Origin of the sequence: Parabacteroides sp. AF21-43 (genome assembly GCF_003635435.1) — a bacterium.
Classification (GTDB): domain Bacteria; phylum Bacteroidota; class Bacteroidia; order Bacteroidales; family Tannerellaceae; genus Parabacteroides; species Parabacteroides distasonis.
On sequence record NZ_QTMG01000003.1, the window covers coordinates 246,075 to 272,452 of the forward strand.

Genomic DNA, 26,378 nt, shown 5'->3' on the forward strand with positions numbered 1-26,378 from the left:
TTATTAAATTAAAGCACATGAAAAAAACATTAGCTTTTCTACTTTTGCTGGCTATTATCATTATGCCGGCCAATGCCGTGGAAAAGGAGAACGTGAAGCCTGTCAAGAACGTGATTCTCTTAATCCCGGACGGAACCTCATTGGCGACTATCTCTATCACCCGTTGGTTACAATGGTACCAAGATCCCAGCAAACCGAAATTGAACATCGACCCGTATTTGTGCGGAACGGTGCGTACGCATTCTTCTAACGCCCCTATCGGCGACTCCGCTCCTACTACATCATGCTACATGACCGGACAGCCGAGCCGTACGGGTTATGTATCCACTTACCCGGAGAACGACGGTGATAACGATATCTACCCGACCGACCCGGCCCGTGCCTTCCAACCGCTTACCACCGTATTGGAGGCTGGCAAGATGTTGCAGGGCAAAGCTACAGGATTGGTTTTCACTTGCGAATTCCCGCACGCTACCCCGGCGGACTGCTCCGCTCATAGCTACAATCGTGGTAAATACGACTGGATCGCTCCGCAGATGGTTCATAATGATATCGATGTCGTTATCGGTGGTGGAGTTTCTATCCTTACAAAGGATATGGAAGATTATCTATTGGCGAACGGATACAATGTTTATAAAAATGACTTGAAAGGTATGCGTGCCGATAATAATCAGAAGATGTGGGCTTTATATGGCAACAAGGAAATGGCTTACGATATCGACCGCAATCCGGAAGAGCAACCTTCTATCGAGGAAATGACTCGTAAGGCGATCGACAAATTATCCAAGAACCCGAATGGTTTCTTCTTAATGGTAGAAGGCAGTAAGGTAGACTGGGCCGCTCATGGCAATGACCCGGTAGGTATGGCTACCGATTTCTTGGCATTCGATCGTGCCTGCGGTGCCGCATTGGAGTTCGCACGCAATAACGGCGAGACTGCCGTTGTCATCGTACCCGACCACGGAAACAGCGGTATCAGCTTAGGTAGAAGAGATTGTAAAGGTTACGATAAATTGACGAAAGACCAATTGTTCCACCAATTCTCCCTGTATAAATTGACCGCCGAGGGTTTCGCCAACAAGGTAAACAGCGTTCCTAACTCAGAAGTGCAAAACGTATTCCGCACCTACGCCGGCTTCGAGCTGACTCCGGAAGAGATGAACGCGTTAAACAATTGCAAGGATTATAAGAATAGCCCGATACCGGAAGACCAACGCAAACCGGAAGATAATTCCTCCATGTACAGTGGCTCGTTAACCGGATTGATGGCGCATATCATCACTTCCCGCACTTGCTTCGGTTTCACGACCGGCGGCCATACGGGCGAGGAAGTATTCCTAGCCGCTTACCATCCGCAAGGAACCTTACCCCTAGGTATGAATACGAACATCGAGCTGAATGAGTACTTATGCAATTTGTTCGGATTGACACACGGAAACTTGGAAGATCTTACAAGCAAGAACTTCGCACGCCACACGGACGTATTCGAGGATTACACTTGCGAGATCGTCCCTGCCGCCGACGAGAAAGGTTCTCCAACCTTGATCGTTAAGAACAAGAAAGATAAGAAAAAACAGCTAACGATCACCCCGTTCTCCAATATCGTGAAGTCCGGGAAGAAAGGCCAAGATGAGATACGGTTAAACTCTGTCGTCGTTTATGTCGATAAAAATAACACGTTCTATCTTCCGGCAAGTCTAGTTGATTTCTTAAAATAAAATATAAAGCGGAGGCCCTTCGGTCTCCGCTTTTTTTATACATTCGCGTACATAAGACAGAATATACACAACCTATGAAAAGTAAAAGTTTAGTTTCTATCGATCAATGTTCCAAAGAGGACATTCTTCGTATTCTGGATAACGCAAGGAAGTTTGAGGAGAATCCGAACCGGAAATTACTGGAAGGCAAAGTCGCCGCCACCCTGTTCTTCGAGCCCTCTACACGTACGAGACTGAGTTTCGAGACAGCCGTAAACCGTTTAGGTGGACGGGTGATCGGTTTCTCGGACGCTTCCACGACTAGTTCCTCCAAGGGCGAGACCTTGAAAGATACGATCTTGATGGTAAGCAATTACGTGGACTTGATCATTATGAGACATCATCTGGAAGGAGCCGCCCGCTATGCTTCTGAGGTGACGGATGTCCCTATCATCAACGCTGGTGACGGGGCAAACCAACATCCCTCGCAAACCATGCTGGACCTGTATTCCATCCGCAAGACACAAGGCAAACTGGATAACCTCACCATCACGATGGTCGGCGATTTGAAGTATGGCCGTACGGTTCACTCCTTGATCGTGGGAATGTCTCACTTCCATCCGACCTTCCACTTCGTCGCACCGAACGAGCTACGCATGCCGGACGAGCAAAAGAACTTCTGCGACAAGCACGGACTCAAATACGAGGAGCATACCGATTTCACGGAAGATATCATCAACCAGACGGATATCCTTTATATGACCCGTGTACAACGTGAGCGTTTCACAGACTTGGAAGAGTACGAGCGGGTAAAGAACGTGTATATCCTGCGTAACGACATGCTGAGAAACAGCCGTGAGAACCTGCGTATCTTACATCCGCTACCCCGTGTGAACGAGATCGCTTACGATGTAGATGACAATCCAAAGGCTTATTACATCCAGCAGGCACGCAACGGGCTGTTCGCACGCCAAGCTATCATTTGCGAAGTTTTAGGTATATCTATCGACGAATAAAAACGAAGTTTTATGTCAGCAGAAAAGAAAAAAGAGTTGCAGGTAGCCGCTTTAGAGAACGGTACCGCCATAGACCATATTCCTCCCAGCCAATTATTCAAGGTAGCCTCTTTACTGGGACTGGAGAAAATGAACAATACGATCACGATCGGCAATAATTTCCATAGCAACAAGATGGGATGCAAGGGTATGATCAAGATCGCCGACAAGTTTTTCGAGGAGGACGAGATCAACCGTATCGCCATGATCGCCCCGAATATTATATTGAACATTATCCGTGATTATGAGGTTGTAGAGAAGAAGACGGTTACTTTACCCGACGAGCTGATTGGCTTGGTCAAATGTAACAATCCGAAATGTATCACCAATAATGAGCCGATGCTTTCCCGCTTCCACGTGATCGACAAGGAAAAGGGAACCATTAAATGTCATTATTGCGAACGTAAGATTAATAAAGAAGACATTATCATTAAATAATTGAAAGTTGAGAATTGAGAATTAGCTTTACGGAATCTTTAATTCTCAATTCTCAACTTTCAATTATAAAAACGCAGTTTTTATTATGAAGCATGATTGGAAACCGGGAACCATGATCTATCCATTGCCTGCCGTAATGGTGAGTTGTGGGAATGAGCCTTCCGAGTACAATATAATAACAGTCGCATGGGTCGGTACGATTTGTACGAATCCGGCGATGTGCTATATATCCGTACGTCCGGAACGATTCTCTTATCCGATCTTGAAGAAGAATATGGAGTTCGTCATCAACTTGACGAATCGTGAGCTGGCCTACGCCACGGATTGGTGCGGGGTAAACTCAGGGAAAGACCATCATAAATTCGAGGAGATGAAGCTCACTCCCGGAAAAGCGACCGTCGTTAACGCCCCTACGATAGACGAGTCTCCGCTTTGTATCGAATGCCGGGTAAAAGAGGTAATCGCTCTCGGAAGTCATGATATGTTTATCGCTGATGTCGTAAACGTACAGGCCGACGACCGATATCTAGACCCAGAGACAGGGGCTTTTGATATGCAGAAAGCGGATCTTTTAGCTTACTCGCATGGTAAGTATTACGGGTTAGGTGAATTTGTCGGTAAATTCGGCTGGTCCGTGAAAAAGAAAAAATAACGGTATGAAAAAAGTCTACCTTATAGGAGCGTTGCTATCTTTCGGTCTGTTAGCAGAAGCCCAGAGCTTCATGCGTTTCGAGGACAAGGCATTCAACTTTGGAGCCAAAGTGGGATTCAACGCTACTTTCCCAGTCATAAACTCCCTTTCCATCAATGGGAAGGAAGCGGAGAATATAGACATCGAATATAAGGTAGGTTATCTGGCCGCGGTCTTTTGCCGGGTCAATATCGAACGGTTCTTCCTCCAGCCAAGTTTCTCATGGCATCGCTCTGAGGGAAATATCCGTTTTTCCATACCTCAAAGTTTGCCGGAAAATAATATGATGTCCAATACATCGGCAACTACCGACCTCTTGATGATGAAAACCAGTTCCTTAGAGGTTCCCATAATGGTAGGCTATAACCTAGTGAAGAAAGGGCCTTACGGACTTAGCCTTATGGTCGGCCCCAAATTAAAATACAACTATAAGATCGCCTATACGGTAGAGTCTTCCACCACGCATGTAGAATACGTGAATGACAACACCCCGTTCGGAGTCAATATCGCTACGGGTGTAGGGGTTAGCATCGGACGGCTATTCTTCGACTTTGTCTATGAGTTCGGATTGAATCAAGTGGAATCCGATTTCGAGAAAGTCAACAACCCGGTTCCCGAGATTAATTATGATATCAATATTGACAAGCGAACGAACGTGATGAGTATCTCACTCGGCGTACTCTTCTAAAAAGACATTTTACCCATTTTTCAAGTACTTGACCAAAACCTTATCGATCCGGGCGCCATCCATATCTACGATCTCGAACTCAAAGTCCAGCCACTTTAATTTCTCACCCGTCTTCGGTACACGTTCCAATATCTCTAGGATCAAGCCGCTCAAGGTATTATAATCATGCTCGGCATACAAATCCTCCATGTCGAAATATTCCAAGAAATCATAGAAAGAATATTGGCCGTCCACCAACCAAGTACCATCCTCACGTTGTATGATCTCGGACTCCTCTCCGACTTCCGGTACTTGCCCGATTAAGCCTTCCATAATATCCTTCAAGGTTACGATACCTTGGATACCTCCGAACTCATCCGTAACGAGTCCATATTTCACGTGTGTCTGCTTGAAAGATTCCAAGGCGTTATATACGCTCTGGTTCTCGGGAACGAACTGTGCCGGGCGGAGTACTTGGTTGATCGAGAAATCCGGTTGGTCGATCCTTCCGAACAAATCTTTCAGATAAACGACCCCTACTATATTATCGAACTTCTCCGAAGCCACGGGATATATATTAAATAAGTTCTCCTCCACTTTCTCCCGAATCTTCTCCGTACTATCCGTCACATCCAGCCAAACCAGCTCGCTACGATGCGTCATGATAGAACCCACGTTACGGTCTCCCAGATTAAAGACCCGCTCTACGATGTCCTGCTCTACCTCTTGCACCTCGCCACCGTCGAAGCCCTCTTTCACGATCGCCTTGATTTCTTCCTCTGTTACCCTATTTTCCTCTTTCGTATCCACGCCCGTCATCTTCACAGCCAACGCCGTACTCTTTGAAAGTAGCCAAACAAAAGGAGAAGATATCAAGGAAAGAAAATTCATGGGTTTAGCAACTAACATAGAGACCTTCTCGGCACACCCCATGCCGATCCGCTTCGGTACCAACTCTCCGAATATAAGTGTAAGATACGTCACGATAATAACGATCGTCGTTTTAGCGATCCCCAACGCATACGGTTCTAGGGCCGGTATTTGCGCTATTATAACAGCGAAATTATGAGCTAACGCCTCGCCAGAGTACAAACCGGTCAAGATACCGATCAAGGTAATTCCGATCTGGATGGTTGAGAGAAACTTATCCGGCTCATTTGCCAGCTTCAAAGCAGTGCCCGCAGATTTATTACCACGTTTCGCTTCGGTTTCCAACCTAGCCTTCCGGGCCGAGACCAAAGCGATTTCCGACATCGCAAGAATTCCATTCAGTAAGATAAGGCCAATAATAATGACTATTTCCATTAATTAATTTATAGTTTGATTATGCTGCGAAGATATATAAATACTTTAATATATAAAACAAGACACCTAAGTGTCTGCGCTTACATTTAACTAAAAAACCTTACGAATCCCTTGCGGTTTCAAAAGAAAGGCGTACTTTTGCATGACAAATACAAAGTGTGATTAGAAATGCTCGATAAAATTAAGGCTCTGCTTCATGAAGTAGAGAATATGAAAGTGGCAAATGCCGAGGAACTAGAAGCTTTACGTATAAAGTATCTCAGCAAAAAAGGCGAGATATCGGCGTTGATGAATGATTTCCGTAATGTGGCGGCTGATCAAAAACGTGAGGTTGGTAAATACTTGAACGAACTGAAGGAAACAACCCAGAGCAAGATCAACGAATTAAAAGAAAGCTTTGAGAATGTACAGACCGCAAACGATGATATTGATTTGACTCGTACGGCTTACCCGATCGAACTAGGCACTCGTCATCCTCTATCACTTGTAAAGAAAGAAATTTGCGATATATTCGGACGGTTAGGATTCAGCATCGCTGAGGGACCGGAAATCGAGGACGACTGGCATGTCTTCTCTTCCTTGAATTTCGCCGAGGACCATCCTGCCCGCGATATGCAAGATACGTTCTTTATCCAGCATAACCCGGATGTATTGCTTCGCACACATACTTCTTCCGTACAGACCCGAGTAATGGAAAAGCAAGAACCGCCTATCCGTATCATCTGTCCGGGACGTGTATATCGTAATGAGGCTATCTCCTATCGTGCTCACTGTTTCTTCCATCAAGTAGAAGCGTTATATGTAGATAAGAACGTCTCATTCGCCGACTTGAAACAAGCCTTGTTGTTCTTCGCCAAGGAAATGTTCAGTCCGGATACAAAAATTCGCTTGCGTCCTTCTTACTTCCCGTTCACGGAGCCATCCGCCGAGATGGACATCTCCTGCAACATTTGTGGAGGTAAGGGTTGCCCCTTCTGTAAAGGAACCGGTTGGGTAGAGATCCTCGGTTGCGGTATGGTAGACCCGAACGTGCTTGAGAACTGCGGTATCGATAGCAAGGTTTATTCAGGCTACGCATTGGGAATGGGTATCGAGCGTATTACCAATTTGAAATACCAAGTAAAAGACTTACGCATGTTCTCGGAAAACGATGTTCGTTTCTTGAGACAGTTTGAGTCGGCCAATTAAATTGAAAACCTAAATCATTTACCATCTCCCCGGGCCTTAACCTAGCCCGGGGGAAACACACTAGGTTAATTATGATAAAGGTTTTTCTTTTAATAATAGGAGGAGCTATCGGATCTGCGCTACGGTTCGGAGTTTCCACGTGGGTGCAACGATCGATGCTTTACTCCTTTCCTTTTGGTATCTTGTCGGTCAATGTGATCGGCTCCTTTTTAATCGGCTTCTGCTGGAGTATAGCGGAAGCCTATAATTTTTCTATCAATACAAGAGCTTTCCTATTCACTGGTCTTTTCGGTGGTTTCACGACTTTCTCTTCTTTCGCTCTCGACACGATGGTACTTATGCGTACCGGAGAATACAAGATGGCACTACTCAATGTACTTGCCAGTAATATCCTTGGTTTGATAGCGGTCTTCCTTGGGATCATACTTGGGAAGAATATCATTGCAATGATCAAGTAAATAAAAAAACACGGCACAAGTCAGTCATGACAAGGCCGTGTTATATCGAATAAAGCTGTTTCCAAATTATCTATTTACTAACCTCAAGAATACTTTCTTAGAAAAATAAGAAGGTAAAAACAGAATAAAGAAATACAGATACGAAGCCATCGGGGAGTATCCGAGAACCGTTTTATAAACACTTATATTATACTTCATAAGAGCCCCCTTATTCCTTGAGATCGAATTTGAGTGAATCCGGTAAATCGCCAACGGCTCTTTCAAGCCGTAAGCGACCTCACAACGCCTGAGTATGGTAAGCCATAATCCCCAATCTTGCCGCTTACGTAATTCCGGCATAAATACTTTTCCCACTTTCTCCGTATCATAAACTGCGGTCAGACAGCCAATTCTATTATCACACCGCATAGAAAAATAGGTCTCTCTTCTTTTTCCGATAACAATGCTGGAAATCTTGCCACTCTCGTCGCAAGTCATATACGAGGTATAAGATAAGGCACAATCCTTCTCTCGCATAAAAGCCAACTGTTTCTCCAGCTTCTCCGGACGCCATCGATCATCACTATCGCAAAAAGCGATAAATCGTCCTTTGGCCTCCGAGATAGAGCGATTCCGGCAAACACCCGCCCCACAATTCTTTTCTAACCGGAACAACTTAATACGGGAATCCCTTTGAATATACCGCTCTATGATCTCAACAGAACGATCCGTAGAGCAATCGTCGGTAATCAACAGTTCCCAATTAAGATAAGTCTGAGAAAGAATCGACTCAATGGTTTCCGCTATAAAAGACGAAGAATTATAAGAAGGAGTAATAATGGAGACCAAACCGAAATTATCCATAACTATTTTCCGATGCATTCATAGGTAAAGCCTAGCTCACCCAATTCCTTCGCGTCATAGATATTGCGACCATCCAGCAGCAAAGGTTGCCTCATTACTTTCTTGATCACGGCCCAACTTGGCAAGCGAAACTGTTTCCACTCGGTCAACAACAACAATGCGTCTGCATCGATTACCGCCTCATACATATCCTTCGCGTAAACAACCCGATCAGCAACTCTACGTTTGCACTCGCCTATCGCCACAGGATCAAACACCTTGACCACGGCACCCGCTTTCCGTAAAAGATCAATCATCACCAAAGAGGTAGCCTCACGCATATCATCCGTCTCCGGCTTGAAAGACAAGCCCCAGAGAGCGATCGTTCTCCCCTCCAAAGAGTCAAAATGTTTTCTAAGCTTCGTATAAAGGATCGTCTTCTGACGTTCATTCACCTCCTCCACGGCCTTTAGCACTCCCATCGGATAACCATTCTTTTCCGCCGTCTTGATAAGAGCCTTCACGTCTTTAGGGAAACAACTACCTCCATAGCCACATCCCGGATACAGGAATTTATTACCGATTCGACTGTCCGAACCGATCCCCTTCCGGACCATATTCACGTCAGCGCCAACCAACTCGCAAAGATTCGCTATATCATTCATGAACGAGATACGAGTAGCCAACATGGAATTAGCCGCGTACTTAATCATCTCCGCCGAGGGAATATCCGTAAAGATCACCCGGAAATTATTCAGGAGAAACGGACGATAGAGCTTGCTCATCATCTCCTTCGCCCTCTCCGACTCCACACCGACCACTACCCGGTCCGGACTCATGAAATCCTTGATGGCCGCACCCTCCTTCAAGAACTCCGGATTCGAGGCCACATCAAAGGGGATATCCATCCCACGTTTACTCAACTCCTCTTGAATCGTAGCCTTTACCTTCCGTGCCGTACCCACGGGAACCGTACTCTTGGTTACCAATACCGTATATTTCTTAATATATTGGCCAAACGTACGAGCCACCTCCAACACATAACGCAGGTCGGCGCTACCATCCTCGTCCGGTGGCGTACCCACGGCGCTAAAAACGATATCCACGTTATCCAGACAAGAGGCCAGATCCGTCGTAAAATGAAGTCTACCTTCCTTGGAATTACGCAATACCATCTCTTCCAACCCCGGCTCATAAATCGGGATATTCCCCTCCAACAAGCCATTTATTTTCTCCCGGTTGACATCCGCGCAAGTGACATCAACCCCCATCTCGGCAAAACAAGTCCCGGACACCAGGCCTACGTAGCCGGTGCCGATAATTGCGATATTCATAAGTTATAAGATTATATATTTCAGGAAATCTATAGAGAAGTAGTCAAGTTTTGGTATACGTATATTACGCATATCAAGCCAAATGATATGCGATATTCAATTTTTTAAACTATTTACGGCAAAGAAGACAAGGATAGCCTCATGCTTTTCCCTCTATCAACGAAAGCAAGGTATTCAAATAATTATCAACAGAATCCATCAAGGGAAGAATCTCATTGGCATCGATCACAATCCAATCATCATAATCCCCACTTTGTCTCAACTCAAATAGTTTACTATAAAAACGTCCCAAGTCTTTACTGATTATTCCTGTACTTACAAAATGAAGACCTAATAAACGAATCACTCCTGAATGCGTAGAAGCCTGAAAGCCATTTTTAATTAACAGTGCCGTGGTCATATAATAACAAGCATAATACATTCTATTAGCGGCCGCATGCCAATAACCACACTCTACGATCCCTTTGGTTTCCTCCCAAGTATCAAAAGCTCTAGCCTTTCTTGCTATAACAAGGGCTTCCCGTTCTTCATCTGTTAGATTCATAGTTCTATACCATCTAATTCCACATTCTTGAAAAAAGGAGTACCTTTACGTTTCATCCATTCAGTAAAGGTATATAACTTAGTGCTAAAATATTCGCCAAATTGCCATCCTAGGTCGATTAAAGGATAGGCATAGGTATCAAAATCCGCAGAGGTTATCTTTTCCTTGTCCAACAATATTAGAATATCCCAATCCGATTCATCATGGACATCTCCACGGGCTTGCGAACCAAACAAAAAAACCTTTGTTCCAGCTGGCATCACTTGCTTTATCAAAGCCCTAAGAGAATATAATATATCGTCCTTCCTCATTGTTGTACAAAATAAACATATTATCATACGATCGATCATATTGATTTACAGCCATCGCACGATAGTTACCACCACAAATATACTTACTTTTAGCTAGGCCACAAATATTCTTCTTGATTTTTATCGTATAAGACACCTTGCCTACATAGCCGGTACCGACAATGGCATTATATACAACCCCCGTTTTCCAGTACGAGGCGAATCAAAGCATAGGTACTTTCCAGAAGGGGATACTCTGGGATGTAAATCGCAAGCTATATGGCATTTAAAATCTTTCGTTTGAAACTCTTTGGGAGAATAGATACTTAGCAACAAATCCGCACTTTGAGTATTGATATCAGCCTTATAGATTTTTGCCATCCTATATTTATCCGGATAAGTATCCGCCACAAAAGACGTATCCGAGATAAAGGACTGATGACCATCCGAATTCAACACATCCCCTACTATTATTTGATAATGATCTACATCTTTCATGTCATACAATACATGACAACTGTTACCATTTATAATGCAAGACGCTATCAATTGATTCCTGTTATTCCATACATAATGAGAACCGGACTCTTGAGTAGGTAAGGTAATAAGTCGCCGATCACGCAAATCATAAACCATGATCTTGGTATGCCGCCTCATATAATCCCCATCGGTTGGTATTTTTCGGTATAAGAAAGAAAGATACCGACCGTCTTTCGAGAACTCCGAATGGGTTACAAAATGCATATAGCCCTGCCTATAGGATTCATCTTCCATCTGTGCCAATTCAGACAAAGAGATAAGCAACTCTGAAGTATTCTCCTTTAAATCCACCAAGAACAAACCGCTATCTTTAGGTGCCGGATCATCCAATTTCCCTCCATCCCGATAAGGATAACCATACCCGGGCATACAACGCTCCAAGCGCTCATAACTAAAAGAAGAAGCCAAAGATCTTTGCTCATCTTGATAGACCGCATCAATCGGGCAGTCTATTACTTGGTATTCCCCTGTCGATAAATCATGAATCTTAGACACAAGCCGATTCGCTATCGCCGTATTATAAATCATCCGGTTCTTATCCAACCATTGCAGCCTGCATCCTTTATGATAATTCCATGCGTAAGAGGTATCCACCCTATGAAAGTCCTTTATAGAGCCTTGTTCCAAATCAAAATATCCGACATCCAGTCCATCAGACGGTAAAGGCATACGTAAATCCAACCTATTTTGATTCGCCAATAGCTTGGTCTCATCAAAAGAAAAAGGCGTGACATCGTGAAATCCGAAAAAGAAGCCTTCCCGGTATTGATAGGGAGAGGCGAAATACTCCTTCTTCCTTGGCAGCAAATCAAATATGCCTTGATACATATTCCGCACGAACTGCTTTAAGGCTGGATTTTTACGGACGAGGTTATAGATGGTAGATTCTAGTTTATTCATAAATCAACATGATTATTTTTTCAATTCAGAGACAACTGCCTTAAACTTCCCTGCTTTTGTACGGGGAATCTCATCCACATACTCAAATTTTACCTTTATGGTAGGGCTTATCCATTGAGATATATTTACCAACAATTTCTTCTCCGTAGCCACACTATAGGAATTCCTTCTCACAATACGTAAAATCATTTCACCAAATACTTTTTGGACTACTTGACACTCCTTCACCTCCGACGTATCTTTGAAAATATAATCCAGACGCTGAATGTGAAGCCCCTCTGGTGTAACTATATAGTCTTCATTGCGACCAACAATATCTTCTATAATTTGGCTATGTAATCCACATCCACATTCCCGGTCGGAGAACACTGCCGTATCCCCATTTTGATAACGAATAAAAGGCATACCAAGATTAGCGAACCCGGTAGCCAAAATCTCACCCTGCATCCCACTCTCTGTAGGAACAGCTTGATCCAATTCCATATGACCAATCTCGAAATCCTCGTGATAAACCGAGTGGATACAATGGGTAGCGATAGCGGCTTGCTCAGAAAAACTATACAACTCATGGATTTGGACACCTTTAAAAACAGCCTGTAAGATATTTTTCTGATTCTCGTATAACTTCTCGGCACCCGTGAATATGTGTTTAGGAGGAAAATCCAAAGCCATACCCACATTCATCAACTCATTCGCAAATGTGGTCATAATAGATGGATAGCCTATGAACATCTCTATACGTTTCAGATTAATCCAATTTACGATATCCCGAATCTTCTGTTCATTCAACTGATGCATATTTATGAAATAACGGTTCAAGGCTCTATCATATCTCCAAAAGGGAGGTCTCGAAGTTGAAATAGGAACAATAGGACGACCGGAGAAATTTATACAAGCTTTTCCGAGATCAAAGCCAAATCTATTTTTATATCTTTGGTCTACCGCCCAATAATAGGCTGCACTATATTTAGTCCAATAGAAGTCCAACGCTTTTCCCGTTGAGCCACTAGTATTAAATAGAATAAGATCTTTTTGAGGAATATTATTGGCAACCAAGCCAAGCCAATTCTCTCGAATTTCCTCTTTCGTCAGAATCGGGAACTTTTGCAAGTCTCCTAATTGTTTAAAATCAGAAGGAGATAAACCAGCATTAGCATATTTCTTTCGATAATAAGGACAGTGATTATAGGCCTGTTCCAATATCTTAAAAATATGTTCTTCTTTGTAAGAACGAATCTGTTCTTTTGACCAACCCTGGGTTGAGTTCAAGAAATCCAAGATCTTATAAAAGTCATCGTTGAAACGCTGTCTCTTTAGTTTGTAGCCGTGAAGAGAGACTGCGATATTTTGAAGCCAATAAGGGAGGGAAGAGTAAATAGATATAGTGTTCATTTGTCATTTGTCTTTTGATAATTAGGTAACTCGATATACCCCTTCCAGCCAAAATAAGGAACAAAATCAAAATGCTCCTTCTCTCTCAGTTCATCCAAGCTACCCCTCCAATCTTTAATATCACTAACTATATTTATAGTTTGTGGGTCAATTTCAGATATAGGCATTTCATGCTTTGAGAAAGCCTCATATACCACAGGTAATTTTCTCCAGTCAAAACCCATCAATGTCGTAGCCACAGTATCTACACTAGCGGGATCCTCTCCCGATATATAGACACCACATTCCTTTGGATCTCCTTGCATCGGACCAGCTCCTTCCATGGCAATAACACCATCTATAACTGAATAATAACGTTTTTTTGTTTTCCGAAACGTACCATCCGGATTCCCATATATCAGACAACGATTCAAATCCAGCGTCATTCGCCAAGTGGTATCATTCCCATACCAGTTCCCACTCCGGATTGTATTGTGCGTAGCGCCAAATACCTTCTCCCCCTCTGCACGAAGTATTTGAGCCATCTTAATTCCTATAAATGGAATATTGATTATTATCCTTTTTACGAACTTGGATCCCCATGTCTCGAACTGTCGTTTAAATGATGTATCAGGATAATCATCACCTCCATGTTTAGGAGATCCCCATGTGTGATGGGGCAAATAATTCTTATCAGCCGTTATCCCCACAAAATTCTTAATGCTTAAAGTAACACCTGTTTTTTTATGTGTTTTCATCTTCGGCAAAGAAATCACCACATCTGCCATAATAGGAGTAGCGCAAAGTAAATACTCTTGTATTGTTCCCTGATGATGTTTATTCAACTCCTCATAATTGGAGTCTGCTCCAAAATAATTACCTTCTCCCTTATGCCCATAAAACAAACTGTTCTTTTCTAAATTAAAAAGAACTGTTCCATTTGGGTCACCGGCCAATTTCTTTTTATGCGTGATAATCCCTTTCTCACTTGTCCACTCTTCATTCCGCAAATCAATTATTCGTACCGGCACTCCATACTTAGAGGTACAATCCGAAGCTATTTTTGTTAAGCCTATTTTTTTATCAATCTGCTCAAAAGAGGAATCGGTTTGAGGAGCGTCACAAATATAGACTTCTCCCTTTCCTCCTAATTTCTCACATACATAATTCGCTACATACCGAATCAACTCCGGAGATGTAACAACACATTTCCATTCATTTTTATCCGTTTCTTTTCCCTCTTTCACCAAATTTGGCTTCAATACCACCCGATCTCCCGGACGGATATCCATGAAATCAAGATAAGGAAATTGTTCATTTACATATACGTTCATATTCATTACGAATTAATATTCATCTACACAAGGATTGATACAATTGATTGTAACGATTCCCCATAACGGATACATCATATTTTTCACTCCGTTGTTTACATTTTTCAGAAACACTTTTATAGAATAATTGATCTTCCATCAACAGCCTTATTTTAGCCGCTAAATCTTTCTCATTATGAGGCTCAAAAAGAAGTCCTGCACCTTCTACTATATTCGACAGACCTTCCACATCCGAAGCGATAACAGGTTTTCCCGCAGCCATACCTTCTACTGCCGCTAAACCAAAACCTTCAAAATTGGATGACATAACAACAATATCTGATGCCTTCAAGATAGAAATAGCATCCTCCCTTACACTCAAAAATAAAATTCGTTTCGATAGATTGTAATATTGAGCAAGTTTTTGATACTCATCTAACAAGGGGCCATCTCCGACAAACAGAACATAAAAATCATCTGGTAAAAGAGCTAAAGCCTTTATAAGAGTCTTTTGATCTTTTTGTGGATAAAACCGACCTATTTGGACTATCAATTTTGCTTGAGAGGAAAGATTCAATTGTTCTCGGCCAATAATCTCACATTGCCGAATATTTTTTACATTAACACCATTGTTAATCACAAAAAACTGATACTTATTCCCTAGATACGATTTAAAAAATAGAGAAACTCCCTCTGAAATAGCAACAATTGCATCATATTTAGAATAAATAAATCTCTCTATAGGCTTCAATATCTTAAAAGACTGCCTATTGTTAAACGTACTATGTTCTGTCAATACCAATTTACAAGAAGCTGAAGAGAAATACTTTGCTAATGCCACCCAATAAAGAGCGGGAAACAGATGCACATGAACAATATCAAACTCTTTAATTATCTTTCTTAATTGAAAAAAGAATTTAGGATTATATAAAGAGTACCTTCTATTCTCTAAATAAATAACCTCACATCCCAACTTCTTTAAATCCTTTTCGTAAGAAGGAGACATTATAGACAAAGAAACAACCGTCACTAAGTTACCATGAGTAATTTGATAATCTACTAAATCTTTTACGATCTTTGCGGCACCATTTCCCCGCCACAATTGAGGGATAACATGAAGGATTCTCATTTTTAATTTTCTCTTTCTAGTTTAGCATACAAATCCATATAGCACTTCACGATAACAGGTAATTTAAATCGCTCAATATTTTCAAGTCCTCTCTTGATGAGATCATCACGATAATGATGATTTTTAATAAGTTTCATGACTCCATTCCTTATACTCTCTATACTATATGGATCCACCAACAAAGCAGCATCACCTGCTATTTCTTTCATAGGTTCCAAATCGGAAGTGAACACCACTCTCCCGACTGCTTGCCCTTCTATAATAGGCATTCCAAAGCCCTCATATAATGAAGGAAAAGAAACTATGTCACAATTCATATATTCATCTAATATTTCTTGATTAGACAAATCACACTTATAGACATATCTAATAGAATAAAAACGAAGCATATCCTCTATATCTTTTCTATATTTTCCCACAATATGCAATTCACAATTAATTCCTTTTAATGCAGGTATCAATCGTTCTAGATTTTTATTTTCAGCAGTTCCTATATGTAGAATAATCGGACAACCCTCATTAAATAGTTTAAATTTATAGTTATAATTTGTATCTAATGGATTATATATGATATGTATCTTATCTTTAAAACGAGGAAAATACGAAATAAGCTTCTCTCTCACCTCATTTGATATGCAAGTCACGTACGAAGCCTTTCTCATGGGAAGATAAAACCAAAGCCATTTAAAGATCATTTTTTTCAGCCCATGTTCAAAATCAAGAAATCTCGTATCATGAATGGTTAATACGACCTTTCCCTTACATAAAAGGATCGCATAATGCGTATCTCCCGTCAAATGAGTAATGCTATTACATAATCTTTTTACATAAAGAATGTTACGCAATAAATTACTAACACAAACTCTCGCATAGGGTAAGAAAATATTCTTAACAAGGACATTCTCCTTACGCAATCCGCTTTCCACAGTATTGAACACATGTTCTATACTATAATTTAAACCGGATTTTCTATAAACAAAAAATACATCTTTCATTAAAAACAAAATTGATAGGGAATAAATGGATTATAGCGACCGACTGAGTAATAATCAATACCTTTATAAAGCATACCAATAAAATAAACAAAGATCATTATTAGCATTATTATTTTTACACCTTTACCTTTATAACCATAAACCACATAAGAGACAATGAATACCTCATATATTGTGAAGTAGTTAGTACCTCTTGACACGATTATCTGAAAATCAGTTCCATTGAATATTGTATAAATAAGCAAAGATAAAAAGTAAAGGTTAAAGGAAAGCAACAATAACCCTTCTCGTTCTTTCTTCAATAGAGGATACGCAAGAAACAACCAAAGTGATTTCCGTGCTATTCCTAAAAAAGAAGCATTTACGCCTGTAGATTCTATTTCAGTATAGCCCATCAATCGTGTATCATCCCCTGATACATATGGTACTATCTCCCCAAAATATTTATCTATTACATCAAAGACAGATAGTCCGATACAAACAACCAGTAAAAGAACATAATATTTAGTCTTCAACTTGCTGTTCAAAAAATAAGCGACAGCAAATATCAATATAGACAAATGAAACGGGCAAGCCAATAATATAGACAAATAAAAAAAAATCCATTGACGGTTCAATATAAACCGAATACTATAAATACTGATAGCCAATGAGATCAATTGACGATTCATCCCTAATACGGGCAATAATGTGCAATAAAGACAAAAAAGAGTAAGTAAGGGATCTGGCGAATATTTCCTTATAGTGGGAAAGATTAATCCCCACACGATCACCGCTTCACAAAGCAAGAATACGTTATAATCTATCGTAAGTCCCCTTATCAGCTGATTAAACAAAACATATCCCGGCTCGAACTGTTCCCATTCATCCCATAAGCAATTTAAAAAGAACCGATAATAGTTTCCCCAATCCGTTCCCGTCTCCCACCGAAGGCCATCATGTAATACAAACAGGAAAAAAATGAATGTAAATAAAATATATCCAATCTTACGATTTGCCTTAAAATCGAGCCAAGAGCAACTATAAAGGAACAGTACCATAAATATATAGACAGCCATACTTGTCAAATTTTAGCTGCCTCATTCAATACATATTCAACCAAACTATCATAACTATAATGTTCCACAAAATGATTGTATATTAAGTTTGACAAGTCATATCTATCTTGTGAGTGATCTAGGTAATAGTTTATCTTTTCCACCGCATCGTCAATTGTCCGAAATGATACGAGCTCCGGATCTATCGGTAGAAGATCTTTCAATATCGGACGATAATCACACAGCTGGAAAGCACCGGATCCATTAATCTCAAAGAACTTATTATTCACAGATTCAATTTCCGCATAATGCAAATTATTAAATACGATCTTAGCTCCATATAATATACGAGCTTTTTCCTCTCCTACTATATATTTCCCTTGGAAACAATCATCTAACTCTGAAGAGAAATAGGCTCCTTTTTTACCGTACAAAGCCAAGTGTACTCCTCGTTTTTTCAAGATAGAAAGCATTCTAGTCCGATATGGGTACATATTACCAAACGCCAGTACATCTATATTCTCTTCCTGTTCGCATGTCAATTTATCTCGCTTAGGCCGTTTATGGATACGTGTATTAAATGCCTCATTATACAACCTAACATTCAACTTCATGTTATCCCGCATGAATCTCATCATATAAGGATCTTTAGTAAAATAGAGGTCATAAGGTTCTACAAATAATTGCAGACGTTCAAGAGTTGTTAGTTGATCTGGATTTATATGGATAATATGGATTCTATTAAGCTTTATTATACGTACTAATTCCGGATGGATAAACCGATAAACCCCTATCACCAGATCCGGATCACGACGAAGAACACTATCAAGTACCCTATTAAACACACTCCGATCATAAGTTTCCGAGTATCTTCTGGCTAATGTATCAAATGTACGTAACCACTTATTAGTACTAACAGAAGAAGAGTAAATATCCACAATCGAACACGAATGCCCCTGTTGATTGAATGTTTCATTCAAGTTATATTCCAAAGAATCAAACGATTTCGATCCAACAATTACTATTTTCATATTTAGATAATTTTATACATACAAATATTTATTGTATTATCCTATAAACAACTTCTTTAAAGAATCGATATATACTTCTTAATTGAACATTAATATGTGTTTTATATATATAAATAATCATTTGCTTAAAAAATAACAATAGATCGATCTTTATAAGAGCTAAAACAAACCATAATGTATAATTATAATATTCTATTTTATTTATATCATAAAGAAAATCATTCACTTTATATCCAACCTTTATTCTTGATAAAAGATATTCCTTATTTAGAGAATACTGAAGAGATCCATATCTTACATTTCTTATATATACAATATAGTTGCAGATATCAATTTCTTTTGCTACATAGCCAACATTAACACTAAACCAAACATCATTTGAAGCGACAACTTCCTCAAATTTAATACTATACCTTTCTATCATACTAACTTTTACCATTTTTGCCCATGGCGAATAGCACCTATATCTTAAAGTATCACTTCTTTTCTTATAAAGGTCTTCTTCTAGATTAGTAACACACAACCCATCTTCTAAATCTTCTCCTGTTATTAAATCTATCGTTTTATATGGAATGTAAATTACGTCCATTACAGAATTCTCATAATCATCAAATAATCTATTTACATTTTCAGAAAAATAATCATCTGCATCAGAGAATAGCAACCATTTACCTTTTACATATTTTATACCTGTATTTCGGGCATATCCTGCACCTTTTCCTTCTTTTGTAAAAATAACTTCAACATTAGATCTATTTAAACCAGGAAACTTATCAAAATCTACAATATTAGGATCACTATTATCATCTACTACAATAATCTGTACATCCTCTCTATTGGGAATCGAATCCAAGCAACGTTGAAGTAAATTAGGAATATTTTTATGTGGAATAATTATTGAGTAATTTATCATTACATTAAAAAATTAAATTAATAAAAAACAGTAGCATTTATATTCTCTTTTTGAATTCCAACAGCTCTAAGCACCAATTCCTATAAATCAGCGTTACAAAGCAAAAAAACTCTACCGAAACGACCATCACCGTCATCGTATAAAGATTTACGTGTTGTGTAAGTAAAAGCAAAGTGATTCCTGTCATAAAAAATAAGCAATTATTCACCATCACACGCATATAAATAGCCGAATATCCAAACGGAACGAGGCGATTTCCTCCCATAAAACTATTGAAGGAAACTAAGATCACAGAAATACCCAGTAATCGTATAATAACAGAAGTCTCCTCCATATATTGCCCGATAAAAAGATACACAATCCAATCACTACAAAGACACACACATATATATGCCAAAAGCACAGCTCCTGCGACCAAAAACATCACACGATTAACAAATCTAATATTACGTTCACGAGCTATCCTTGGGAAAACTGCTTGTGCCATCATTGAAATAGGGAGCTTCAAACATTGTATCACCTTATCAGCCATATCATAGATAGATACTTCTGACATACCAAGAATAGAACCTATCACTAATTTGTTTATATTCACGTAGATTTGAGTAGATAAACCCGAAACAAACAATGGAAGACTCTCCTTATAAGCTAATTTCAAATCTCTTATTGATATTATTGACAACCTTATCTTCTCTTTTCCTAATACGATATATAAAGATAGGCTACCTGCCAATATAGTGCCAATACCATTCAAGAGCGGCACCAACAAATAATCCTCCTGATTATGGATAAACAAGAATATAGCGACCACGAACAGCAAACGGGCCGACAAGTTTACGATCGCAATATATTTCATCTTCTCAATTCCTTGGAAGAACCAAATAGGTAACAAAAGCTCATTAAATGTCAATAAAAAAGTAAGGGCATAGACCCAATAATGATCCTTAAAAAACGGGACTATACTTATAACCGAAAAATATACGATCAAACAAATCAACCAAAGGATAAACTTACACAAATAAGTGGATGATACAATCTGAGATAGCCTCTCCTTATTCCCTTTATAAACCGCTACATTCTTCGCTCCGGACATATTAAATCCAAAGTTTATAACCAATGATACATAAGCTATAATCGTTTGAGCGAATACGATCACTCCATACAAATCCAAACCTATGATCCGTAATAAATAAGGATAGGTCAATAATGGGAATAAGATCGTAAAAACTTGCAATATGCTCAAGTAGGAAAAATTAGCCAGTACGGTCTTATTCCTACTCAGTTTCTCTCGTAAAGACATGATTTGTAAAGTGAATCTGTAGGTATACAAATATAAGAGTGAGTTCCATTTGGAACCTACCTATATTTAGATATTCAAATTTTATCGGTTATTCCTATTATCGTTTTATAGCTGCGGCTCTTTCATATAACGTGATCCACCTTTAGCGTTTTCAATTGATCTTCCACCCCTCGATCGTCCTCTTCTCCGTACTGAAATTAATCCCCACCTTCACCACCGGCAGGCCGCAGAGGGCGAAACGTTCAGGGTAATCCTTCAAATCGATTTGCTCCATGGCAGCTTCGGCGCTTTGGTCCAATTTCAGCTCGATCACGTAAAGCGTGGAAGGTGTGCGGAGCACCATGTCCACACGGCCTTGCGGCGTACGGACCTCCACATCGACATAATTACCGATCAGCGTGAAAATGACATAGAGCAATTGCTGGTAATGGCCTTCGTAATGCGTGTTATCGCAATAGGGGATCGTGGAGAGATAGGTGCGCATCAAGCGCAACGCACCATCCATGTCACCGTTGTAGATCATCTCCGCCATTTCCGCCACCATCGTATTCAACTCGGCAGGACGTTGCACATAGTTGGGCAACAGGCTGCGCATCAAACCGATCCGGACCTCTTTATTCGGGATATCGAGCTTATAAAGACCGGAAAACGCCGAGTAGCCCTTGATCGTGATATAACCGCTTTGATAAAGTAATGGCGTGATGCTCGTCATCCGTTCCGTTGGTGCGTCAAAATCAGCCGCCACACATTTACGATTACCTATTTCTTGCGGGATCACGTGGTACTTACGCAGCATCTCGACCAAGTAGGTCGGCGTTCCGCTACCGAACCAATAAGAGTCGATCCGGCCATCGGCTAGCGCATTCAGCAGGCCGAACGGATTGTATATATCGGGCGACGGCCACGTGAAATGATAACCGTCGTAATTCTGTTTCAAGACTTCCAAGGCCTCTTCCGGAGTAACGCCGAGGTTGCCGGCCAAACGACCGATGCCCTCACCCATCTGTTCTCGCATCTCCTCTTCCGTGATACCGCAGATCGATCCATACTCGGGGAGCATACTGATATTCTTGATATTATTCAGCTCGCTGAAGATACTCAACTGGGAGAATTTCGTGATGCCGGTCAGGAAGACGAAACGCAGGTAAGGGTCGCATGCCTTCAGTGGGCTGTAGAAGTTGCGCATCACGTTGCGCAACACGGGCAGATTCTTCTCCTCATGCACCACATCCAGCAAAGGAGCGTCGTACTCATCGATCAAAACAACCACCTTTTGCCCGGTCTGCTCGAAGGCACGTTTGATAAGGCTCTCCAAGCGGTCGTTCACCATAAGCGCATTCTCATCACGCCCATAAATGGACTCCCACTCTGACAAACGACGCCCCAAATAATGTTCCAAACCCTCCCGATCCAAGTGCTTGCCGAGGCTCATATCGAAATGAAGCACCGGATAACTCGTCCATTCCTTCTCCAATTTCTTGATAGCCAAGCCCTCGAACAGCTCCTTCCGGCCCTCAAAGTAGCTGCGGAGCGTGGAGGTCAGCAAGGACTTACCGAAGCGACGAGGACGGCTCAAGAAGATATAACTCGACGCTCCATGCGTCATACGGTACACTAACTCGGTCTTGTCCACGTACACATAATTACCCTCCCGTAATTTCGAGAATGTCTGGATACCTATCGGATATAATCGTCGTTGCTCCATAGCCGTGAAGATTTATGATTTTATACTACAAATATAACACATTTCCGGCAAACCATCAACCATCAATCACAAATCCCCCCTCTCTTTCTCCACCCTCTCCCGCACCTTCCCCGATAGCGGATAGCTCAGCTCCAGTATCCGGCTGCGGGAACATCGGAGTTCATTTCGCTCGGGCTCACGCTCCTTCTCCGGGAAATGGAAGGACACCAAGTGGAGGAAGGTGGCGTAGACACGGTCTAGTGATTCCAGCCGCAGACTGCCATCCGGATGGCTTGGACTCAACTTCGACAGTGTGTGGCGGCTGATACCCAAGAACACGGAAGCGTCTCGCACGGAGGACAGACCCCAACGATCCAAGATGAGGTATACCTCGAAGGACGCCACACGAATCCAAGGGTTCAGATCCGAGCTTTGCGGTTCGATCATTACGTCTCAAGGGGGAAATCTCTCCATGGTGAAACGCTAAAACCTTGAAGAAACATTAAAATAGGTTATAATACTCTTAAATTGGCGCACCCATGAGTGCGCCACCCACAAATTCAAAGGCTATATCTTTACCTGCGATCCGAAGCGAAAGCCTTGGATCATCATTGTTTAAACCTTATTAAAAAACAAACACAATGAAAGAATCCATCATGTCTTTTTACAACGCTCCGATTACCAATCAAGTGCCAAACGGAGTGGTCAGTATCGACCAATTGTACACCTACGTCAGCACCAATGAATGGCTACGGGAACGGACGGACCGCACACGTGTCGCACTGGACGACGAGAAACGGTTCAGGCAGTTGAAGCAAAGCCTGCTGCCCTATGTCACGCCCGCCGGGGTATTCTCCTACCGAAAGGAGGACCGGTTGCTTTTTCCCTCGGGTGAACTGGTTATCGATATCGATCATCTCGCCTCGCCCGAGGAGGCTTGTACGTGGCGAGACACGCTGTTCGCCGACGAGCGGCTACGCCCCGACCTCGCCTTCATCAGCCCCAGTAACACAGGCGTAAAGCTCTTCGTGCCTTATCGTTTGTCCGTTACCGCCACGATCGAGTGGGCCTTCGACGAGGCACGACGATCGGCTTGGGAATACCTTGAGTGGAGATACGGACTGAAAGCCGATACCTCAAACGCCGACTTGTCAAGGGCTTGCTTCCTCTGCCACGACTCTTCAGCCAAGCTGAGAAATCGTGGCAATTGAAAATTGAGAATTGAAAATTGAAAATTATATATTACCATGAACACTATTCAAGATTTAGAGCGGCTCGTGGCCGCTATCGAGAAACAGGGGGCGAACGTCGCTCCCACCTATCAAGAGTATATGCCGCTGGCCTTCGCTATCGCCAACGATTGCGGTGAGGCGGGACGGTCGTTGTTCCATCGCATCTGCCGTATCTCGGAAAAGTATGTGTCCGACGAGGCGGACAGACTCTTCGACCACGCCCTCAAAGGGGGTAACGGGCGAAACGGAATCGGGTCTGTCTATCACTGGGCAGAGACCGCTGGCGTGAAACTCGACAAGCAACTGGCCGGTACCGCCCGGAGCTACGCCGGGAAACAGCCCGAAACTTGCGAACTTACAAACTTGCAGCCCGCTCATCCTCTCACACACACCTGCGCACATGAGGCGTACATTAATATGCCCGTCTTCGGAAACTATGATTGGCCCCTTTTCTTGAACCAGCTCATCGACTGCGGTGACTCCCCGGCGCAACGGGATATCCTGCTGCTAGGTGCCGTCACCGTACTAGGCGCTACCCTCAACAAGCACTTGCGCATACTCTACGGACGTAAATACCATTATCCCTGCCTGCAAACCTTCATCGTGGCACCTCCCGCCTCGGGAAAAGGGGCGCTCACTTGGGTACGCCACCTAGCCGAACCGATCCACGAGGCAATGATGGAGGAATTCAAATCCCTACGCAAGGAATACCGGCTGGAGAAGGCACGCTGGGGTTCCCTAGGCAAGGAGCGGGCGAAAACCCCTGAGCCGGAAGAGCCAAAGCCTAAGATGTTCCTGATCGCCGGCGATAATTCCGGAACGGGCGTATTGGAGAATCTGATAGAGGCGGACGGCGTGGGGCTGATCTGCGAGACCGAGGCGGATACCGTCAGCACCGCCATCGGCACGGATTACGGCCATTGGAGCGATACCTTGCGCAAATGCTACGATCATGACCGACTAGCCTTTAACCGGCGTATGAATCATGAGTATCTGGAATGTATGAAATCTTTTCTCAGTGTCTTGTTAAGCGGGACACCGGCACAGGTGAAACCGCTCATTCCCTCGGCCGAGAACGGATTGTTCTCACGCCAGATGTTTTACTATATGCCCTCCATCACCGAATGGGTAAACCAGTTCGACCTGTCCGATGAGGATTATGATTCCCGGTTCACCGGATGGGGCAAACAGTGGAAGACGTTCATCGAGTGGCTCGGCGCTTCCGTGAATCTCATTCAGCTCAAGCTGTCCGAAGAGCAAAAAATCCGTTTCAACGAACGTTTCGCACAACTTTTCGGCCATGCGGGTTTCACGCATGGGGGAGCCATGAGAAGCACCGTGGCACGTATCGCCATCAACATCTGCCGAATCCTAAGCGTGGTGGCCCTGCTACGAGCCACGGAAAAACTCCTCCCGCCACACAAAACAATTTTCAATTCTCAATTCTCCATTTTCAAATGCCCCGGTCTCTCCCCTTCCGATGACATACCGGAAGAGAATGTCCGAGACGGTATCGTACCGAAACTGGACCTGACAGCGACAGGGGCTGATTTCGAGGCCGTGCTCAACCTCACCGAGCCTCTTTACCGGCACGCTTGCCATATCCTGTCTATCCTGCCCGCCACCGACGTGCAACAACGGGAACCTACACCTCAGGAGGCGTTATTCGATGCCCTCCCCCTCGCCTTCAACCGCCAAGAGGCGCTCCGGGAGGCAAAGAGGATCTGCATGGGTACCGATACCCTAGACTCTCACTTACGGCGTATGCTGGAAAAGGGCGTGATCCAAAAGAACGCACGGGGTGAATATATATTCACGGCCAAACAACGCCAGACACCCCAATCCCCTTTATAATGTACATGTATGTGTGTGAGGTATGGAACCGACTGCAAGTTTGCAAGTTCGCAAGTTTCATTTTCCCAGATTCATAATCCATAAACAATAAATCAAATGTCCTTACCATTAAGAAAGTCCGCATTGGCGGCATCCTATTTCCCGGAACTGGCCTCCCATCAAGCCTGCAACCGTCTACGCCGCTGGATCATCCGATGCACGGAGCTGTACGACAAGCTGCGGGAGACGGGCTACCGCCCCGAGCAACGTATATTCACGCCACGACAGGTGGGGTTGATCATCCACTACCTCGGAGAACCGTAAATTAGTTGACAGGTGACAAGTAACAGTTGCGCACGGCGGTGAATTAACTGCCACTTGTCAACTATCAACTAGAACGCCCATCCAAGGCTCCTTATAATGCCCATTCAAAGAGGCTTACAATGCCTATCCAAAGGGGCTTACGATGGGCAGCGTAGTCCGGCGGCCATTGGCTACCATTATTCATTGTTAATTATTCATTATTCATTCCCTAAGGTATCACCCGGCATCACCGCCCCTTACGGCGGAACCTATCTTTGTAACGTTGATCAACAAACAATTAATTTTCT

At 42.4% G+C, this 26,378-nt stretch carries 26 protein-coding genes and 1 pseudogene; 11 read left to right on the plus strand and 16 right to left on the minus strand.

What is annotated here, in order from left to right:
- Window positions 1-17: 17 nt before the first annotated feature.
- The 5 genes from DWX84_RS04115 to DWX84_RS04135 all read left to right on the plus strand — a co-directional run bounded on the left by DWX84_RS04115 (window position 18) and on the right by DWX84_RS04135 (window position 4,569).
- Entirely contained in the window at window positions 18-1,718 is a 1,701-nt protein-coding gene (locus DWX84_RS04115; protein ID WP_048928447.1) for an alkaline phosphatase, read from the plus strand.
- Between the two features lie 74 nt (window positions 1,719-1,792).
- Window positions 1,793-2,713, plus strand: coding sequence for an aspartate carbamoyltransferase (gene pyrB / locus DWX84_RS04120; RefSeq protein ID WP_005857322.1), 921 nt, complete (start codon window positions 1,793-1,795; stop codon window positions 2,711-2,713).
- A 12-nt stretch (window positions 2,714-2,725) separates the two neighbouring features.
- Window positions 2,726-3,190 (plus strand): aspartate carbamoyltransferase regulatory subunit, encoded by a 465-nt coding sequence (pyrI, locus tag DWX84_RS04125; RefSeq protein ID WP_005857324.1) that lies wholly within the window; start codon window positions 2,726-2,728, stop codon window positions 3,188-3,190.
- Between the two features lie 85 nt (window positions 3,191-3,275).
- Window positions 3,276-3,842 (plus strand): flavin reductase family protein, encoded by a 567-nt coding sequence (locus DWX84_RS04130; protein ID WP_005862715.1) that lies wholly within the window; start codon window positions 3,276-3,278, stop codon window positions 3,840-3,842.
- Window positions 3,843-3,846: 4 nt separating this feature from the next.
- Window positions 3,847-4,569, plus strand: coding sequence for a porin family protein (locus tag DWX84_RS04135; protein WP_005857327.1), 723 nt, complete (start codon window positions 3,847-3,849; stop codon window positions 4,567-4,569).
- 9 nt (window positions 4,570-4,578) lie between these two features.
- On the opposite strand, the gene DWX84_RS04140 is transcribed toward DWX84_RS04135, so the two are convergent.
- Complete coding sequence (locus DWX84_RS04140; RefSeq protein ID WP_005857328.1) at window positions 4,579-5,853, minus strand: hemolysin family protein; 1,275 nt, start codon at window positions 5,851-5,853, stop codon at window positions 4,579-4,581.
- A 168-nt stretch (window positions 5,854-6,021) separates the two neighbouring features.
- Between DWX84_RS04140 and pheS the strand changes: the two genes are divergently transcribed.
- Together pheS and crcB are read left to right on the plus strand one after the other, a co-directional pair.
- Entirely contained in the window at window positions 6,022-7,041 is a 1,020-nt protein-coding gene (gene pheS, locus DWX84_RS04145; protein WP_048928446.1) for a phenylalanine--tRNA ligase subunit alpha, read from the plus strand.
- A gap of 71 nt (window positions 7,042-7,112) precedes the next feature.
- Window positions 7,113-7,499 carry a fluoride efflux transporter CrcB gene (gene crcB, locus DWX84_RS04150; protein ID WP_008772297.1) on the plus strand — a complete coding sequence of 129 codons (387 nt, stop codon included), beginning with the start codon at window positions 7,113-7,115 and terminating at the stop codon, window positions 7,497-7,499.
- Window positions 7,500-7,565: 66 nt separating this feature from the next.
- Here crcB and DWX84_RS04155 read toward each other — a convergent pair whose 3' ends face one another.
- From DWX84_RS04155 to DWX84_RS04225, 15 genes are all read right to left on the minus strand, one after another.
- Window positions 7,566-8,342 (minus strand): glycosyltransferase, encoded by a 777-nt coding sequence (locus tag DWX84_RS04155; protein ID WP_005857330.1) that lies wholly within the window; start codon window positions 8,340-8,342, stop codon window positions 7,566-7,568.
- A 2-nt stretch (window positions 8,343-8,344) separates the two neighbouring features.
- The gene (locus DWX84_RS04160; protein WP_048928445.1) at window positions 8,345-9,655 is read right to left on the minus strand and encodes a UDP-glucose/GDP-mannose dehydrogenase family protein; all 1,311 of its coding nucleotides are present in this window, start codon (window positions 9,653-9,655) and stop codon (window positions 8,345-8,347) included.
- 139 nt (window positions 9,656-9,794) lie between these two features.
- Window positions 9,795-10,199 (minus strand): HEPN domain-containing protein, encoded by a 405-nt coding sequence (locus tag DWX84_RS04165; protein WP_005857332.1) that lies wholly within the window; start codon window positions 10,197-10,199, stop codon window positions 9,795-9,797.
- Entirely contained in the window at window positions 10,196-10,510 is a 315-nt protein-coding gene (locus DWX84_RS04170; RefSeq protein ID WP_008778387.1) for a nucleotidyltransferase domain-containing protein, read from the minus strand. The genes DWX84_RS04165 and DWX84_RS04170 overlap by 4 nt, the downstream gene beginning before the upstream one ends.
- A gap of 141 nt (window positions 10,511-10,651) precedes the next feature.
- Entirely contained in the window at window positions 10,652-11,929 is a 1,278-nt protein-coding gene (locus tag DWX84_RS04175) for a hypothetical protein (RefSeq protein WP_048928444.1), read from the minus strand.
- Between the two features lie 12 nt (window positions 11,930-11,941).
- The gene (locus tag DWX84_RS04180; protein ID WP_048928443.1) at window positions 11,942-13,321 is read right to left on the minus strand and encodes a phenylacetate--CoA ligase family protein; all 1,380 of its coding nucleotides are present in this window, start codon (window positions 13,319-13,321) and stop codon (window positions 11,942-11,944) included.
- On the minus strand, window positions 13,318-14,634 hold the full coding sequence (locus DWX84_RS04185; protein ID WP_048928442.1) for a DUF362 domain-containing protein: 1,317 nt from the start codon (window positions 14,632-14,634) through the stop codon (window positions 13,318-13,320). Before DWX84_RS04185 ends, DWX84_RS04180 begins: the two co-directional genes overlap by 4 nt.
- Before the next feature lie 19 nt (window positions 14,635-14,653).
- On the minus strand, window positions 14,654-15,742 hold the full coding sequence (locus DWX84_RS04190) for a glycosyltransferase (RefSeq protein ID WP_005857337.1): 1,089 nt from the start codon (window positions 15,740-15,742) through the stop codon (window positions 14,654-14,656).
- Window positions 15,743-15,744: 2 nt separating this feature from the next.
- On the minus strand, window positions 15,745-16,737 hold the full coding sequence (locus tag DWX84_RS04195) for a glycosyltransferase family 1 protein (protein WP_048928441.1): 993 nt from the start codon (window positions 16,735-16,737) through the stop codon (window positions 15,745-15,747).
- Window positions 16,737-17,795 (minus strand): EpsG family protein, encoded by a 1,059-nt coding sequence (locus DWX84_RS04200; protein WP_005857339.1) that lies wholly within the window; start codon window positions 17,793-17,795, stop codon window positions 16,737-16,739. Before DWX84_RS04200 ends, DWX84_RS04195 begins: the two co-directional genes overlap by 1 nt.
- A gap of 5 nt (window positions 17,796-17,800) precedes the next feature.
- Window positions 17,801-18,805 (minus strand): glycosyltransferase, encoded by a 1,005-nt coding sequence (locus DWX84_RS04205; RefSeq protein WP_048928440.1) that lies wholly within the window; start codon window positions 18,803-18,805, stop codon window positions 17,801-17,803.
- Window positions 18,806-18,833: 28 nt separating this feature from the next.
- The gene (locus DWX84_RS04210; protein ID WP_048928439.1) at window positions 18,834-19,718 is read right to left on the minus strand and encodes a glycosyltransferase family 2 protein; all 885 of its coding nucleotides are present in this window, start codon (window positions 19,716-19,718) and stop codon (window positions 18,834-18,836) included.
- A 37-nt stretch (window positions 19,719-19,755) separates the two neighbouring features.
- Window positions 19,756-21,018 carry an oligosaccharide flippase family protein gene (locus DWX84_RS04215; protein WP_083434152.1) on the minus strand — a complete coding sequence of 421 codons (1,263 nt, stop codon included), beginning with the start codon at window positions 21,016-21,018 and terminating at the stop codon, window positions 19,756-19,758.
- 151 nt (window positions 21,019-21,169) lie between these two features.
- On the minus strand, window positions 21,170-22,723 hold the full coding sequence (locus DWX84_RS04220) for an ATP-binding protein (RefSeq protein WP_048928438.1): 1,554 nt from the start codon (window positions 22,721-22,723) through the stop codon (window positions 21,170-21,172).
- 66 nt (window positions 22,724-22,789) lie between these two features.
- A complete protein-coding gene (locus tag DWX84_RS04225; RefSeq protein WP_048928437.1) occupies window positions 22,790-23,149 on the minus strand; it encodes a hypothetical protein in 360 nt (119 codons plus the stop codon).
- A gap of 194 nt (window positions 23,150-23,343) precedes the next feature.
- On the opposite strand from DWX84_RS04225, the gene DWX84_RS04230 reads away from it, so the two are divergent.
- From DWX84_RS04230 to DWX84_RS21775, 4 genes and pseudogenes are all read left to right on the plus strand, one after another.
- Window positions 23,344-23,913: a BT4734/BF3469 family protein gene (locus DWX84_RS04230; RefSeq protein WP_121961362.1), complete on the plus strand. Its 570-nt coding sequence runs from the start codon at window positions 23,344-23,346 to the stop codon at window positions 23,911-23,913.
- Window positions 23,914-23,949: 36 nt separating this feature from the next.
- Entirely contained in the window at window positions 23,950-25,788 is a 1,839-nt protein-coding gene (locus DWX84_RS04235) for a DUF3987 domain-containing protein (protein ID WP_048928435.1), read from the plus strand.
- A 96-nt stretch (window positions 25,789-25,884) separates the two neighbouring features.
- Window positions 25,885-26,091, plus strand: a complete 207-nt coding sequence (locus tag DWX84_RS04240) for a DUF4248 domain-containing protein (RefSeq protein WP_005857347.1) — start codon at window positions 25,885-25,887, stop codon at window positions 26,089-26,091.
- A 96-nt stretch (window positions 26,092-26,187) separates the two neighbouring features.
- Window positions 26,188-26,378 (plus strand): annotated as a pseudogene (locus tag DWX84_RS21775) (DNA-binding protein); the annotation flags it as partial.

Bases quoted from the DNA above. Each gene is read 5' to 3' on its own strand.
- DWX84_RS04240 (WP_005857347.1), top strand. From the start codon at position 25,885: ATGTCCTTACCATTAAGAAAGTCCGCATTGGCGGCATCCTATTTCCCG.
- DWX84_RS04115 (WP_048928447.1), top strand. From the start codon at position 18: ATGAAAAAAACATTAGCTTTTCTACTTTTGCTGGCTATTATCATTATG.
- DWX84_RS04225 (WP_048928437.1), bottom strand. From the start codon at position 23,149: ATGATCGAACCGCAAAGCTCGGATCTGAACCCTTGGATTCGTGTGGCG.
- DWX84_RS04200 (WP_005857339.1), bottom strand. From the start codon at position 17,795: ATGGCTGTCTATATATTTATGGTACTGTTCCTTTATAGTTGCTCTTGG.
- DWX84_RS04130 (WP_005862715.1), top strand. From the start codon at position 3,276: ATGAAGCATGATTGGAAACCGGGAACCATGATCTATCCATTGCCTGCC.
- pyrB (WP_005857322.1), top strand. From the start codon at position 1,793: ATGAAAAGTAAAAGTTTAGTTTCTATCGATCAATGTTCCAAAGAGGAC.
- DWX84_RS04180 (WP_048928443.1), bottom strand. From the start codon at position 13,321: ATGAACACTATATCTATTTACTCTTCCCTCCCTTATTGGCTTCAAAAT.
- crcB (WP_008772297.1), top strand. From the start codon at position 7,113: ATGATAAAGGTTTTTCTTTTAATAATAGGAGGAGCTATCGGATCTGCG.
- DWX84_RS04190 (WP_005857337.1), bottom strand. From the start codon at position 15,742: ATGAGAATCCTTCATGTTATCCCTCAATTGTGGCGGGGAAATGGTGCC.
- DWX84_RS04195 (WP_048928441.1), bottom strand. From the start codon at position 16,737: ATGAAAGATGTATTTTTTGTTTATAGAAAATCCGGTTTAAATTATAGT.
- DWX84_RS04140 (WP_005857328.1), bottom strand. From the start codon at position 5,853: ATGGAAATAGTCATTATTATTGGCCTTATCTTACTGAATGGAATTCTT.
- pheS (WP_048928446.1), top strand. From the start codon at position 6,022: ATGCTCGATAAAATTAAGGCTCTGCTTCATGAAGTAGAGAATATGAAA.
- DWX84_RS04185 (WP_048928442.1), bottom strand. From the start codon at position 14,634: ATGAACGTATATGTAAATGAACAATTTCCTTATCTTGATTTCATGGAT.
- DWX84_RS04230 (WP_121961362.1), top strand. From the start codon at position 23,344: ATGAAAGAATCCATCATGTCTTTTTACAACGCTCCGATTACCAATCAA.
- DWX84_RS04215 (WP_083434152.1), bottom strand. From the start codon at position 21,018: ATGTCTTTACGAGAGAAACTGAGTAGGAATAAGACCGTACTGGCTAAT.
- DWX84_RS04220 (WP_048928438.1), bottom strand. From the start codon at position 22,723: ATGGAGCAACGACGATTATATCCGATAGGTATCCAGACATTCTCGAAA.
- DWX84_RS04235 (WP_048928435.1), top strand. From the start codon at position 23,950: ATGAACACTATTCAAGATTTAGAGCGGCTCGTGGCCGCTATCGAGAAA.
- DWX84_RS04205 (WP_048928440.1), bottom strand. From the start codon at position 18,805: ATGAAAATAGTAATTGTTGGATCGAAATCGTTTGATTCTTTGGAATAT.
- DWX84_RS04175 (WP_048928444.1), bottom strand. From the start codon at position 11,929: ATGAATAAACTAGAATCTACCATCTATAACCTCGTCCGTAAAAATCCA.
- DWX84_RS04170 (WP_008778387.1), bottom strand. From the start codon at position 10,510: ATGAGGAAGGACGATATATTATATTCTCTTAGGGCTTTGATAAAGCAA.
- DWX84_RS04165 (WP_005857332.1), bottom strand. From the start codon at position 10,199: ATGAATCTAACAGATGAAGAACGGGAAGCCCTTGTTATAGCAAGAAAG.
- DWX84_RS04210 (WP_048928439.1), bottom strand. From the start codon at position 19,718: ATGATAAATTACTCAATAATTATTCCACATAAAAATATTCCTAATTTA.
- pyrI (WP_005857324.1), top strand. From the start codon at position 2,726: ATGTCAGCAGAAAAGAAAAAAGAGTTGCAGGTAGCCGCTTTAGAGAAC.
- DWX84_RS04160 (WP_048928445.1), bottom strand. From the start codon at position 9,655: ATGAATATCGCAATTATCGGCACCGGCTACGTAGGCCTGGTGTCCGGG.
- DWX84_RS04155 (WP_005857330.1), bottom strand. From the start codon at position 8,342: ATGGATAATTTCGGTTTGGTCTCCATTATTACTCCTTCTTATAATTCT.
- DWX84_RS04135 (WP_005857327.1), top strand. From the start codon at position 3,847: ATGAAAAAAGTCTACCTTATAGGAGCGTTGCTATCTTTCGGTCTGTTA.